This window comes from Bradyrhizobium ingae (assembly GCF_055791185.1).
This window is the reverse complement of record NZ_JBVUBB010000002.1, coordinates 181173-194425: the sequence shown is the minus strand read 5'-3', so window position 1 is coordinate 194425 and position 13253 is coordinate 181173. Positions and strand designations below refer to the sequence as shown.

Here is a 13253-nt window from a genome sequence, read left to right as displayed (position 1 = left end):
ATCTGCGAAAAACTCCCAAACGGGAGGACGGGAAAATGAAAGTTCAGGTCTGCATCATCGGCGGCGGCCCCTCGGGACTGCTGTTGTCTCAGCTCCTGCACCTGAAGGGCATCGATACCGTCGTGCTGGAGAAATACAGCCGCGAACACGTGCTCGCCCGCATCCGGGCCGGCGTGCTGGAGCATGGCTTCGCGAAGCTGATGCGTGAGGCCCAGTGCGGCGAGCGGATGGACCGTGAAGGCGAGATCCACAAGGGGTTCGAGATCGCTCACGACGGCATGCTGTCGCATATCGACCTCCACAAACATTCCGGTGGGAATTCGGTGCTCGTCTACGGCCAGACCGAGTTGACGCGCGATCTCTACGAGGCGCGCGACCGTCTCGGCGGCAAGGTCGTGCATAACGCCGAGGATGTCACCCCACACGATCTCAAGTCGGACAAGCCTTTCGTGACCTATCGCGCGAACGGGGAGACGATCCGCGTCGACTGCGATTACATCGTCGGCGCGGATGGTTTCCACGGTGTCAGTCGCAAGTCGATCCCGAAGAACGTGTTGCGCGAATACGAGAAGGTCTATCCGTTTGGCTGGCTTGGTGTCCTCTCGCGCACCAAGCCGGTCTCGCCGGAATTGGTCTATGTGAAGCACGAGCGCGGCTTTGCGCTCTGCTCGCTGCGCTCGCAGGTGCTCAGCCGCTACTACATTCAGGTGCCTCTGACCGACAAGGTGGAGGACTGGCCCGACGAGGCATTCTGGGGCGAGCTGAAGCGCCGCTTGCCTGATGAGGTCGCCGCGCGGCTGGTCACGGGCCCCTCGATCGAGAAGAGCATCGCACCCCTGCGCAGCTTCGTCGCCGAGCCGATGAGCTATGGCCGGCTGTTCCTCGCAGGCGATGCCGCCCACATCGTGCCCCCGACCGGCGCGCGCGGGCTCAACAGCGCCGGCTCAGATATCTACTATCTTTATCATGCGATGCTCGCCCATTATCAGAAGGGCGATGATTCCGGGCTCGAGGGCTATTCGGCCAAGGCGCTGGCGCGGATCTGGAAGGCGCAGCGCTTCTCCTGGTGGATGACCATGATGCTGCATCGTTTCCCGGATCGTCTTGAGTACGAGGACAGGCTGCAGCAGACCGAGCTGGAATATTTGTTCTCGTCCGAGACGGCGCAGCGCCTGCTTGCGGAGAATTATGTGGGGCTGCCGTTCTGACGCGTGGGGTCTCCGCGCCGAAATTGACGCGAGCACACTGCCGTCCCTTCTCCTCTTGTACGAGGGGAGACGGCGCGGCGGTGCTCTTGGCTCATTTGCCTTCGAGCGTATTCACTGGTGTCCAATCTGCCGGCGGCGGGTTGGCGGCGAGTTCCTTTGCCCGCATTGCAAACAACGCTGATGGTGCATCGGTCGCTGCAGCGCGGTCGAAGCAATCTGCCGCCTTCGTAAACTCGCGCTCCCGCCAATACGCGAGCCCTTCGGCGTAGTCTGCCGCGGCCTTGGCCTGCTTCGCCGTTTCCGCGCCTCGTAGCCCCAGCGGCTCATAGACCCTGATGGTCTCGTCTCGGCCCTTGACACGGACGGCGTCGATCTCGCGCCAGGCAAACCTGTCGGCGGTTTGCGCGACCGTCATTTCGGAGGCCATGATCGAGGTCGCAAAATATTTGTTCGCGCCTTCGAGTCGCGATGCGACGTTCACGGTATCGCTCATGACAGTGTAGTTGAAGCGGCGGCGCGAGCCGATATTGCCGACCACGGCCTCGCCGGTGTTGAGGCCGATGCGCTGCGCAAGGCTCTCGAAGGCGGCATGGCTGCGGTTGAGTTCGTCGAGCCGTGCGTTGCACGCAAGCGCCGCGTGGACGGCGTTGCAGGCGTGGTCGGGATCGGCGACCGGGGCGCCGAACACGGCCACGATGGAATCGCCGATATATTTGTCGACATAGCCACCGTGGCTTTCGATGACGTCGGTCATAGCGGAGAGATACTCGTTCATTAGCGCGACAAGCTCGCCAGGTGCCATCTTTTCGGCGATCGACGAGAAACCGGCAAGATCCGAGAAGAATACGGTGACGTTGCGCATCTCGCCGCCGAGCGCGGGCATCTTGCCGGAAGCGACCATGCCATCGATCACCTGCGGGGCGAGGTAGAGCGCAAAACTTTTGCGCAGGAAGCGTTCATCGCGCTCGGCAATCACGAAGCGATAGCCGATCATCATGGCGCCAGCGGCGAGCGCAGCGAGCGCCGGCTCGGTCAAAGGCACGGCCTGGGCGCGAACGAACAGGCCTACCGCGCAAGCGGTGTAGACGGTCATGAGTGCCAGATAAGCGAGTGCCGCGCGGCCCGGCGCGAGCAGGCAGGAAGCGAATGCGATGATCCCTGCGATGGCGATCGTGAGAACTGTCCGCATGGGAAAGCCGAGCTCGCTCACCCCATCTCGCTCCATCAGGTTGCGCACGACGGTCGCGTGGACGAAGACACCTGCGATATCGCTGCGTGCTGCGGGTGCCTTCCGTGCAGAGGCGGGCAGGGCGCAGCGCGGCGCGGGCGTCCCGTCATATCCGCCGCCGAGGCGCAGCGAGGTCAGCTTGCGGTCCTCGACGTTGAGCACGCTGCCGAGAACGACGACCTTGCCATCGAAGGCGCGGCGAAAGAACTCGCCGTCGCCCTTCTCGACGCAGGCGCGCAGATCCGCAAAGGAAAACTTCGGAATGTCGCGGCCGACGCCGCGGAAATTGAGCGTCAGCGTGTTTGGCACGGCGCTCGGGATCGCATAGCCGGCGAGCGTCGTGCTGCCGTCCGGCGCAAGCTCTGGCGTTGTGCCGAGCGCGCGTGAAGCGAGCTCGACGGCCATCGTGGGAACCTGTTTGCCTTCGATCGAAAAGCTCAGTGGCATTCGCCGGATGACGTCATCGGGGTCGGTGTTGACGTTGAGTGCGCGGATATTGCCCTTCACTGCCAATTGCTGCGCGCGGTAGGGAAAGTCCGGACGTTCGTTGCTCACGATCGCGCCGAGCACCAGCTTTCCGGCATCGGATGCCTTACGCAACGCGATCAGGAAATCCCGGTCAAAACCCTTCATGCGGTCGCCGAGCGGCGCATCGCCAAAGGGAATCTCCGACTGCTCGATCGAGTTCTGAAAGATGACGTCGAAGCCGATCACCCTGGCCCCGCCATCGACCACGGCGCCAATCACCCGGCCGATCTCCCGCGTCCAGGTCAGCGTCGGCGATCCCCTGAACGGGGGGGCGTCAAGGGTTTCGTTATCGATCGCGATGACGACGACGGGGGAGGCGGCGGAATCGCGACGATCGGGAAAAAGCTTCGCACGCAGGGCCGTCAAGACGTCCAGCGAAAGCCCCTGCAGCGTGTTGAGAGGCGGCGAGGTGAAGACGGTGCCTGCCAGCAGCGCGATCACGATCGCCGCAACGATGTCCCGCCTGCCGATCCCTCGCATCGCCCCGTCGCGCGCCGCCTATTCGAGCCGCAGCAGCCGGCCGACGATCGGCGTCGCGGACAAGGTCGCATGAGCGTCGACCTGGAAGGTGTAGCGTCGCCCCCCTAGGCTCGCGAGATAGGTACCGCCGGGGGTCAGCGTCTTGCCGGCCTTTGCGAAGTCGTAGAACTTGCCGGCGACCAGAATGTCGCTCTTGAGCGGCACGTTGATCGTGGGCTCCTTGCCGTCCGTGCGCTCGATCACCAGCGTGCTGCCGCTCTTGGCCTGGACCAGCGGCGAGACGCCGTAGATCGTGGGCAGCTTTGCCGGCGCGCCCTTCGTGTCAGGGCGCATGCTGCGGAAGATGGTTGCCGCGCCCTGATTGGCCTCGCGCTCCGAGAGCTGCGCGGCGTTGGCGTCGCAGGGGACCTTGACGCGCTGGACGTCACCGAGCTGCACCGAGCTCTGCTCGGAGCCGACGAGGACAACCCCGCCGGTGATGGTCTCGCGCCAGCATGATTTGAGATAGCCGAGCACCAGCGTGCCCTTTGGGCCGAGCTTGATGACCTTGCCGGGCGCCACGTAGTCCATGAACTCGACGCCCTCGATCTTGCCCTGCACGTCCTCGACGATCGCGGCCGGAGTTTCGGCCCACGCGGGTGCCACAAGGCAAAATACGCCGGCCATGGCACCGATCAGGCGTCTCATGAGCTTTCTCATCCAATTCAAAAGGTCCCTGGCGTCCCCGCATAGCAGGGGGTGGCCGCAGGAAATGTGACCAGAATCACTCTTGTTATTGGTGCACTTTATTCGGGATTGGTTCAATGCGAAGGGCGCAGGGCGCGATGCCGCACGATCGGCCGGGAAGCCGCCTGGTGGCCGCCGTCAAAGTGGCTGGTCGATGAGTTCGCCGACCGGCACGCCCAGCGTCTGCGACGGATACTCGCCGAACATCGCGCGGTAGTAGTGCGAGAACCGTCCGAGCTCATAGAAGCCCTGCTGCATCGCGACGGTCGCCACCGTCGTGGTGCCGGGAACGCTATCGCGCAGGATCGAGTGGATGGCGCACAGGCGTTTTTGGCGCAGGAAAGTCACCGGTCCCACGCCGAACACTTCGTTGAAGGCACGATGCAGCGAGCGCCGCGGCACGGAGAGCGCGACACAGATCTCCGAGATGTGCACCGGACGGATCCCGGCTTCCTCCAGGTAATCCTCGACCTTGCGGATGATCCGTCGCGCCGACGGCAGACGCGCATTGCCGTCCGGCGGCAATGAGGACAGGACGGTCATTCCCATGCATTCGGCGATCGCCCGCTTCCAGAACTCGGCAGATGATTCGGACAGCGCGCCGTCATGCGTGCTGAGCTGGAGCACGATCCGGCTCAGCCGGGACGCTGCGACATGACCGACGTCGAGATCGGCGCGAAAGTGGTTTTTGTGCCGCCAGCTTTCCGGATCGGCAAGCCGAGGCTCGCCGCCGAAGATCGACGCGACCTCGTCGAGGTCGAACCGCATCGCCGCATAGGCGGAGGCGCCGTGGAAGATGCCGTCATGCTCGACCAGCGGCGGCATCACCAGCACGTCCGTCGGCCGCATATCGAACGACCAGTGATTGACCCGGTCTTCGGCCGTCAGCAGCATGCCGACGATCAGCTTGTTGTCGCTGGAAATCCGCTGCGTTCGCATGCCGACGTTGAAGGAGCCGATGCTGAGCGAAAAATCGCCGATGCCGACATGAGATAACGTGCCGCGCAACCTGCCGCGCCCGAGCTGCATCACGTCGACATGCGTCCCGTGCACAGCCTTGTGCAGCCCTTCGAAACCGTCGAGCCTTCGCGAATCAACCAGTAGATGCGTCCCCATTTCGTCACCGTGATGCCCAAGCATGTTGATTCTGCGGCAAGTTGCGGTCCCGTGTCATCACAGCGGCGCGACGAATTGACTTCCGAAGTTGAGGAAAATCTTCCTTTAATTCCATAGGAAGGAACCTGGCTTTGCCCGCGGGCGGTTGGAAAATCTCGCGTCGCTTCCCTAACGCGCGGCGTGTGCACGCGATGCGTGCTGGCACGATCTGCACATCACAGCGCGCGAAAGTTGGGTTAGCTTTTACAACCTAAACGATATTCGTCGCGATTCATCCGCCGAAAGCGGATCACGCGCCGCAAGGCCGGCTGCGTGCGCAATGACGCGCGCGCAGGCAAAGGGAGGGGCGGGCCATCGGCTCTCAAAACCTCCGGCAGACATGGGAACCCGAGCAATGTGCCGCCTGAGACGCACAAGCCGCAGCCGTCGAAATCCCCGGATCACCCCACCTTGAGGCAGCGGAAACGATGTGGAGCCTGACCATGTTGCGGGCGGACATGGATCACTGCGTGTGGCGGCCGGACGACACGCGGAGCGGCGAGATGGTGTTCGTCTCCGGCGATACCTTCCTGATGGGCTCCGACCATCATTATCCCGAGGAAGCGCCGAGCCACCGCGTCTCGGTCGACGGCTTCTGGATCGATCGCACGCCGGTGACCAACCGGCAGTTCAAGGAGTTCGTCAACGCGACCGGCCATGTCACCGAGGCCCAGATCGCTCCGGACCCGAGGGACTATCCCGGTGCGGTGCGCGACATGCTCTATGCCGGCTCGCTCGTGTTCTCGCCACTTCCGCGCATCACCGATCTCGGCGATTGGAGCCAGTGGTGGACCTTCATGCGCGGCGCCAACTGGCGGCATCCTTACGGGCCGGAGAGCAACCTCAGGGGGCTCGACGATCATCCGGTCGTCCACGTCTCCTACAGCGACGCGCTCGCTTATGCGCGCTGGGTGGGCAAGGATCTGCCGACCGAAGCGGAATGGGAGTTCGCCGCACGCGGGGGGCTCGATGGTGAGGAATTCGCCTGGGGAAATACGCTGACGCCGGGCGGCAGGCACATGGCCAACATCTGGCAGGGAAGCTTCCCTGTCCAGAATCTCGGCGAGGACGGATTTGAGCGTACCTCGCCGGTCATGACTTTTCCCGCGAACGGCTACGGCCTCTACGATATGATCGGCAATGTCTGGGAGTGGACCTCGGACTGGTGGTCCCCGCGGCATCAGGCTGACGCGGCGAAGCCCTGCTGCATCCCGCTCAATCCGCGCGGTGGCGGGGAGGAGGCGAGCTACGACCCCTGCCAGCCCAACATCAAGATTCCGCGCAAGGTCCTGAAGGGCGGCTCGCATCTCTGCGCGCCGAACTATTGCCGCCGCTACCGCCCGGCCGCGCGCCATGCCGAGCCGGTCGATACATCGGCGTGTCACGTCGGGTTCAGGTGCGTGGTCAGGTCGCCGTTTGCCGTTGGACGCAAGCAAGAAGGAAGTGCTGCAACATAGGGAGTATCGAATGAGCAGTGAGTTGGAGAACAAGAAAAACCAGTCCCGGGCTGACCAGACGATCAATCGCAGAAATCTCCTTCTCGGAACATCGTCAATCGTCGCCGCGGCGACGCTCACATTTGAGGCACTGGCGCAGGCGCAAAAGGCTGCACCCGTTCCAGCCGCAGCCCCGTCCGGCCGCAAGCCCAACGTCCTCGTCATCTTCGGCGACGACATCGGCCAGACCAATATCTCCGCCTATTCCTTCGGCGTAATGGGCTATCGCACGCCCAATATCGACCGCCTCGCCAAGGAAGGCATGATGTTCACCGACTACTATGCCGAGCAGAGCTGCACGGCGGGCCGCTCGTCTTTCATTACGGGGCAGTGCACGCTGCGCACGGGTCTTTCCAAAGTCGGCATTCCCGGCGCGACCGTCGGCCTGCAGGCCCGCGACGCGACGATCGCGGAACTCCTGAAGCCGCTCGGCTACGCCACCGGGCAATTCGGCAAGAATCATCTCGGCGACCGCAACGAATACCTGCCGACGCTGCATGGGTTCGATGAATTCTACGGAAATCTCTATCACCTCAACGCCGAGGAGGATCCCGAGAACTGGTTCTATCCGCGTGATCCTGGCTTCCGCGAGAAATTCGGGCCGCGCGGCGTGCTCCGCTGCAAGGCGAGCGACCGCGACGATCCGACCGAGCATCCGCGCTTCGGAAAGGTGGGCAAGCAGACCATTGAGGACACCGGTCCGCTGACGAGGAAGCGGATGGAGACGATTGATGATGAGACCTCGGCCGCGGCCATCGACTTCATCAAGCGGCAGGCGCAGGCGAACACGCCGTTCTTCTGCTGGTTCAACTCCACGCGCATGCATTTCCGCACTCACGTTCGCGCCGATCATCGTGACAAGCCCGGCTTGAACTCAAGGACGGAATATGCAGACGGCATGATCGAGCACGACGCGACGATCGGGACGATCCTGAAGACGCTGGACGATCTGGGCATCGAGAACGACACGATCGTGCTCTACACCACCGACAACGGTCCGCACCAAAATTCCTGGCCGGATGCCGGTACCACGCCGTTTCGCAGCGAGAAGAATACCAACTGGGAAGGCGCGTTCCGCGTGCCGTGCCTAATCCGATGGCCCGGCCGCATCGCCGCCGCCTCGGTTTCCAACGAGGTCGTCAGCGGTCTCGACTGGATGCCGACGTTGCTGGCGGCCGCCGGCGATCCCGACGTCACGCAGAAGCTGCTGACCGGCCACAATGCCGGCGGCAAGACCTTCAAGGTACATCTCGACGGCTATAACCAGCTTCCCTATCTCATGGGCCAGCAGCCGAACAGCGCGCGCAAGGAGTTCATCTACTTCAACGACGACGGCGATCTCGTCGCGGCGCGGATCGAGAATTGGAAGATCGTCTTCGAAGAGCAGCGCGCGCCCGGGACGATGCGGATCTGGGCCGAGCCCTTCACCAAGCTTCGCGTTCCCAAATTCTTCAACCTTCGCTCCGATCCATACGAGCGTGCCGACGTCACGTCGAACACCTATTATGACTGGCTGATGTCGGATGCTGCCGGTGTCATCGTTGCCGGGCCGGCGATCGTCAGCCAGTTCCTGGCGACGTTCAAGGACTATCCGCCCAGCCAGCGGCCGTCGAGCTTCAGCATCGATCAGGTCGTCGAGAAGATGCAGCAGAGCTTCGAATCTGTTCAGAGCAACTAACGGGCGCCATGAGCGGCTACGACGTCTTCGCATGGATCGTGCTCGCCATCTTGGTGGCGAGCGCGATTGGTGTGGTCTGCATCGCCGGCTGGCTGCCGGGCCACATCGCGAAGTCGCGCGGGCATCCTCACGCGCAGGCCGTTGCGGTCGCCGGCTGGATCACGCTGTTCTTCGGGTTGGCACTGTGGCCGATCGCGTTCATTTGGGCCTATCTTGACGTCCCCGCGCGCAAGGCGGGAGATGCGTGATGGGCGTCGCGATCTTCAACAGCTACCTCGTGCTGCTGTTCCTGCTGGTGCATTTCAAGATCGTGCGTTTCAACCTGTTCTGGAAGGCATCACCCTTCATCGTCATGGTGCTGTTGCTGTTCGGGCTCCTGATCCCGATGGGCTGGGGTGCGCCGCAGGGCAATGCGCTGGTCGTGCGCAACGCCGTCTCCATCGTGCCCGACGTTGCGGGCGAGGTGACGGATGTGCCGGTCGTTGCCAACGCGCCGCTCAAGTCCGGCGACGTCCTGTTCAAGATCGACCCGACGCCCTATGCCGCGCAGGTCAAGGCGATCGACGCGCAGTTCAAGCTCGCCAGCACGCGCCTCGGCCAGATGACGCAGCTCTATGAGCGTGATGCCGGCCGTGGCTTCGACGTCGAGCAGCGTCAGTCCGAGGTCGATCAGCTCTCAGGGCAGCTCGAGGCCGCGCAGTGGAATCTCGACAAGACCGTCGTGCGCGCGCCGTCCGACGGCTATGTCACCAACCTCGCGCTGCGCAAGGGGGCACGAGTGGCAAACCTGCCGCTCTCGCCCGTGATGGCCTTCATCGACACCTCCAGCACCATCATCGGCGTCGAGATCAACCAGATCGACGCGCGTTACATCGCGCCCGGCCAGGAAGTCGAAGCGACCTTCAAGTTCGTGCCCGGGCAGATCTACACCGGCCGCGTCGAGAGCGTGCTTCAGGCGATCGCGCCGGGGCAGACGCAAACCTCGGGCACAGCCGTCCTGCCGAAGGCGATCGAAGCCACGCCCTTTATCGTGCGCGTCAGGCTCGACGACGCCGATTTTGCCAGACGTCTGCCTGCCGGCGCCGCCGGCGTGGCGTCGATCTATACCGATCGCGCCAAGCCGACCCACATCGTCCGCCGCGTGATTCTGCGCCAGCTCGCGATCCTGAACTACGTCAATCCGTTCTGAATGAGAGGAAGCCATGCAACGAGCCATCCTGATCATGTCGATCGCTCTGCTCGGAACTTCGCCGGCCCTCGCCCAGGTGCCGGCGCCCGTCACTGTCGACAACTTCGCCTGCGCCGAGACTGATCTCTACATGAGCAAGACCGTGAGAGACGCCGGCATCGGCAAGTTCCTTCACGTTCGGACTCCCGCCGATATCGACAACCAGATGGTCATCCGCATGAATCGCGACACGCTCTATTCGAATGCGGTGTTCGACCTGGCGGTGGGGCCGGTGACCATCACCATGCCGGATGCGGGCAATCGCTTCATGTCGATGCAGATCATCAGCGAAGACCACTACGTGCCGGCCGTCTTCTACGGTCCGGGTCCACATACGCTGACAGTGGAAACGACCGGTACGCGCTATGTCTCTGTCGCAGTTCGGATCCTGGTCGATCCCTCCGACCCAAGGGACGTCAATCAGGTTCATGCGCTCCAGGACGCGATCAGGGCCGAACCGACGAATCCCGGAAAGTTCGAGCCCCCCAACTGGGACCAGACAAGCCAGAAGCAGGTGCGTGACGCGTTGCTGCTGCTTGCGGCACATACCGGTGGCTTCAAGAACGCGTTTGGGCCCAAAGGCGAGGTCGATCCGGTGAGGCATCTGATCGGAACGGCCGCCGGCTGGGGCGGCAATCCCGACAAGGATGCGAGCTATCTCAGCTACGATCCTCCCAGGAACGACGGCAACGCCGTTTACAAGCTCCTCGTTCCCGCCGATGTCCCCGTCGACGCGTTCTGGTCGATCAGCGTCTACAACAGCGAGGGCTACTTCCGGAAGAACGATCTCGGCGCCTACTCGCTCAACAACATCACGGCGAAGAAATCCGCCGATGACTCGGTCGCCGTTCAGTTCGGCGGATGCGACGGCAAGATTCCAAACTGCCTGCCGATTGCGAAGGGCTGGAATTACACTGTGCGGCTTTATCGTCCGCGCAAGGAAATTCTGGACGGAACGTGGAAATTCCCGGTGCCGCAGCCAATGATCTGAATAGTGAACAGATGGAGGCTGCAATGAGAAGAGCAACGATCGGTGCCATCGCCCTCGCGACTATGACCATGAGCGCGCATGCACAGGTCCCGGCGTCGGACGAACTTGCCGCACGCAACATCCAGCGCCGTGCCGTCGAAGCGATGATCTGGGCGATGCCTGCAGTCAACACTGATCTGATGCTCCAAGCCATGCTCGGCAGCACCAAGGCTAAGGTCAACGAGATCGTCTACTGGTCGAGGCCGGTGAACTGGAAGAACCAGACGCTGACGCCAAATCCGGATTCCATCTACTTCATGTCGTTCTGGAATGTGAAGGATGGCCCTGTTGTCATCGAGATTCCGCCGGCGCAGGGTGGCTCGATCGCGGGCAACATCGTTACTGCCTGGCAGATGCCGCTGGAAGACGCTGGTCCCGCAGGTGCCGACCAGGGGCAGGGCGGCAAGTATCTGATCCTGCCGCCCGCCTACAAGGGCGAGGTGCCCGCGGGTTATATCCCGCTTCAGTCCGACACGTTCAGCGGTTTTGCGCTCCTGCGCTCCAATCTTGCGAGCCATGCCGATGTGGACATCGCAAAGTCGGTCGCCTATGGCAGGCAGATCAAGATCTATCCGCTCGCGCAGGCACAGAACCCGCCGCAGACCAGTTTCACTGACGCTTACGATATCCTGTTCGACTCAACGATCCCCTACGATGCTCGCTTCTATCGCAGCCTCGATCGCGTCGTGCAGAACGAGCCTTGGCTCGATCGTGACCGTGTGATGATCGATCAGCTGAGGTCGATCGGCATCGAGAAGGGCAAGCCGTTCAATCCCGATCAGAAGACCGCCGCGATCCTGGATGATGCTGCGTGTGAAGCGCACGCGCTGCTGTCGCAGCGCTATGACGCTGGTTTTCCCGTGATCAATCCCGGCATCCGCTGGTTCCCGGCAGCGATGCCCGAGATGGTCAAGGCGGCGCAAGGCGGCTACGCCGATTCGGACAACTATCCGATCGATGCGCGCGGAGTCACCTACACGCTCGGCTTTACCGGCATCAAGCGGATCGGCACGGCCCAGTTCTACCTTATGGTGGCGAAGGACAGGGATGGAGAGGATTTCGACGGCGCCATCACCTATCGCCTGACCGTGCCGGCGAACGCGCCGGTCAAGCAGTACTGGTCGGCAACTGTCTACGATCGCGAGACGCACGCGCTGGTGCGCAACATGCCGAGCGCCAGCCGCGCCTCGATCAGCCCCGGCATCCAGAAGAACGTCGACGGCTCCATCGACGTCTATTTCGGCCCAAAGGCGCCCGAGGGCAAGGAAGCCAACTGGGTGCCCACCGACCCCGCGCGAAAATTCGAGTTGTTGTTCCGACTCTACGGGCCCGAGAAGCCGCTGTTCGATCATAGCTGGAAACTCCCCGACGTCGAGCGGGTCGTCACCACGATCGGAGGTGCCACGAAGTAATGGGGGCGCACGGTCATTTTGGAGAGGTTGGGTGAATGCAATGACAAAAATGGCGAAACACGATATGGCGGTACAAATCCGACAGGCTGCGTTGATCGTAGCGCTCGCAGCGAGTGGCTTCGCGGCTCAGCCCGCTCTTGCCGATTCCGGCGGCGTCAGCTTCTGGCTTCCCGGTATCTTCGGCAGCCTCGCTGCGGCTCCGACTGTGCCGGGTTGGGCCTACTCGACGATTTACATCCATCTACAGGCCAATGCCGGAGGTGGGCAGAACTTCGTCACCAGCGGCGGTGTGCCGGGCTCGGTGACAGCCGGCATCAATGCGCACGCCGACGTGCTCGTTCAAGGCATCACCTATACGTCGCCGATGTCCGTGCTCGGTGGGCAGGCCGCTTTCACCGTGCTCACGGCGCCCGGGAACATCGGTGTGGGCATCGACGCCTCTCTTACCGGGCCCAGGGGAAACACCATCTCGGGCGGCGCATCGGACAATCGCACGACGCTGACCGACGTGTTCTATCAGGGCACGCTGAAATGGAATCAGGGCGTCCACAATGAGATGGTCTATGTCACCGGCAACATCCCGAGCGGCACCTACGATTCGAGCCGTCTCGCGAATCTGAGCTTCGGCTTCCCCGCGGTCGATGCCGGGGCCGGCTATACCTATCTCGATCTGAAGACCGGACACGAGTTCTCGGTTGTCGGCGGGCTGACATACAATTGGATGAACCCGTTCCTTCAGTACCAGAACGGCATTGATTTCCATGTCGACTGGGCGGCGTCGCAGTTCGTCAGCAAGAACATCCATCTCGGCGTGGCAGGCTACTTCTTCCAGCAGCTCACCGACGATACCGGTCCTGGGGCCAAGCTCGGTGGTTTCAAAGGCCGTGCGATCGGCATCGGACCGCAGATCGGATTCATCATTCCGCTCTCTGAAGGCTATCAGGGCTATCTCAATGTTCGGGGCTACAAGGACCTCGACGTCGAGAATCGCCCCAAGACCTGGACGGCGTGGGTCACCTTCTCAGTGTCGCCGGCGGCACCGGAGCCGGCAGCAGCGAAGCCGATCGTGCGCAAATACTAAGGG

General features: G+C 62.7%; 11 protein-coding genes. 8 read left to right on the top strand and 3 right to left on the bottom strand.

Annotation, left to right across the window (positions count from 1 at the left end; translation table 11 throughout):
* The first annotated feature begins 35 nt into the window (after nt 1-35).
* The gene (pobA, locus tag ACV1FX_RS03495) at nt 36-1208 is read left to right on the top strand and encodes a 4-hydroxybenzoate 3-monooxygenase (RefSeq protein WP_473116150.1); all 1173 of its coding nucleotides are present in this window, start codon (nt 36-38) and stop codon (nt 1206-1208) included.
* A gap of 91 nt (nt 1209-1299) precedes the next feature.
* Here pobA and ACV1FX_RS03490 read toward each other — a convergent pair whose 3' ends face one another.
* The 3 genes from ACV1FX_RS03490 to ACV1FX_RS03480 all read right to left on the bottom strand — a co-directional run bounded on the left by ACV1FX_RS03490 (nt 1300) and on the right by ACV1FX_RS03480 (nt 5286).
* Nucleotides 1300-3444, bottom strand: a complete 2145-nt coding sequence (locus ACV1FX_RS03490) for a CHASE2 domain-containing protein (protein ID WP_473116149.1) — start codon at nt 3442-3444, stop codon at nt 1300-1302.
* Nucleotides 3445-3462: 18 nt separating this feature from the next.
* The gene (locus tag ACV1FX_RS03485; RefSeq protein ID WP_473116148.1) at nt 3463-4131 is read right to left on the bottom strand and encodes a hypothetical protein; all 669 of its coding nucleotides are present in this window, start codon (nt 4129-4131) and stop codon (nt 3463-3465) included.
* A gap of 177 nt (nt 4132-4308) precedes the next feature.
* Nucleotides 4309-5286 (bottom strand): helix-turn-helix domain-containing protein, encoded by a 978-nt coding sequence (locus tag ACV1FX_RS03480; RefSeq protein ID WP_473116147.1) that lies wholly within the window; start codon nt 5284-5286, stop codon nt 4309-4311.
* A gap of 482 nt (nt 5287-5768) precedes the next feature.
* On the opposite strand from ACV1FX_RS03480, the gene ACV1FX_RS03475 reads away from it, so the two are divergent.
* The 7 genes from ACV1FX_RS03475 to ACV1FX_RS03445 all read left to right on the top strand — a co-directional run bounded on the left by ACV1FX_RS03475 (nt 5769) and on the right by ACV1FX_RS03445 (nt 13250).
* A complete protein-coding gene (locus ACV1FX_RS03475; RefSeq protein WP_473116146.1) occupies nt 5769-6782 on the top strand; it encodes a formylglycine-generating enzyme family protein in 1014 nt (337 codons plus the stop codon).
* 10 nt (nt 6783-6792) lie between these two features.
* Nucleotides 6793-8499 (top strand): arylsulfatase, encoded by a 1707-nt coding sequence (locus ACV1FX_RS03470; RefSeq protein WP_473116145.1) that lies wholly within the window; start codon nt 6793-6795, stop codon nt 8497-8499.
* Between the two features lie 8 nt (nt 8500-8507).
* Nucleotides 8508-8747, top strand: a complete 240-nt coding sequence (locus ACV1FX_RS03465; protein WP_473116144.1) for a DUF3302 domain-containing protein — start codon at nt 8508-8510, stop codon at nt 8745-8747.
* Nucleotides 8747-9688 carry an HlyD family secretion protein gene (locus ACV1FX_RS03460; RefSeq protein ID WP_473116143.1) on the top strand — a complete coding sequence of 314 codons (942 nt, stop codon included), beginning with the start codon at nt 8747-8749 and terminating at the stop codon, nt 9686-9688. Before ACV1FX_RS03465 ends, ACV1FX_RS03460 begins: the two co-directional genes overlap by 1 nt.
* A gap of 13 nt (nt 9689-9701) precedes the next feature.
* Nucleotides 9702-10718 carry a DUF1254 domain-containing protein gene (locus ACV1FX_RS03455; RefSeq protein WP_473116142.1) on the top strand — a complete coding sequence of 339 codons (1017 nt, stop codon included), beginning with the start codon at nt 9702-9704 and terminating at the stop codon, nt 10716-10718.
* A gap of 23 nt (nt 10719-10741) precedes the next feature.
* Complete coding sequence (locus tag ACV1FX_RS03450) at nt 10742-12169, top strand: DUF1254 domain-containing protein (RefSeq protein ID WP_473116141.1); 1428 nt, start codon at nt 10742-10744, stop codon at nt 12167-12169.
* 64 nt (nt 12170-12233) lie between these two features.
* Nucleotides 12234-13250, top strand: coding sequence for a SphA family protein (locus ACV1FX_RS03445; protein WP_473116140.1), 1017 nt, complete (start codon nt 12234-12236; stop codon nt 13248-13250).
* The last annotated feature ends 3 nt before the right edge of the window (nt 13251-13253 follow it).

Bases quoted from the DNA above. Each gene is read 5' to 3' on its own strand.
- ACV1FX_RS03485 (WP_473116148.1), bottom strand. From the start codon at position 4,131: ATGAGACGCCTGATCGGTGCCATGGCCGGCGTATTTTGCCTTGTGGCA.
- ACV1FX_RS03455 (WP_473116142.1), top strand. From the start codon at position 9,702: ATGCAACGAGCCATCCTGATCATGTCGATCGCTCTGCTCGGAACTTCG.
- pobA (WP_473116150.1), top strand. From the start codon at position 36: ATGAAAGTTCAGGTCTGCATCATCGGCGGCGGCCCCTCGGGACTGCTG.
- ACV1FX_RS03465 (WP_473116144.1), top strand. From the start codon at position 8,508: ATGAGCGGCTACGACGTCTTCGCATGGATCGTGCTCGCCATCTTGGTG.
- ACV1FX_RS03490 (WP_473116149.1), bottom strand. From the start codon at position 3,444: ATGCGAGGGATCGGCAGGCGGGACATCGTTGCGGCGATCGTGATCGCG.
- ACV1FX_RS03445 (WP_473116140.1), top strand. From the start codon at position 12,234: ATGGCGGTACAAATCCGACAGGCTGCGTTGATCGTAGCGCTCGCAGCG.
- ACV1FX_RS03450 (WP_473116141.1), top strand. From the start codon at position 10,742: ATGAGAAGAGCAACGATCGGTGCCATCGCCCTCGCGACTATGACCATG.
- ACV1FX_RS03480 (WP_473116147.1), bottom strand. From the start codon at position 5,286: ATGGGGACGCATCTACTGGTTGATTCGCGAAGGCTCGACGGTTTCGAA.
- ACV1FX_RS03460 (WP_473116143.1), top strand. From the start codon at position 8,747: ATGGGCGTCGCGATCTTCAACAGCTACCTCGTGCTGCTGTTCCTGCTG.
- ACV1FX_RS03475 (WP_473116146.1), top strand. From the start codon at position 5,769: ATGTTGCGGGCGGACATGGATCACTGCGTGTGGCGGCCGGACGACACG.
- ACV1FX_RS03470 (WP_473116145.1), top strand. From the start codon at position 6,793: ATGAGCAGTGAGTTGGAGAACAAGAAAAACCAGTCCCGGGCTGACCAG.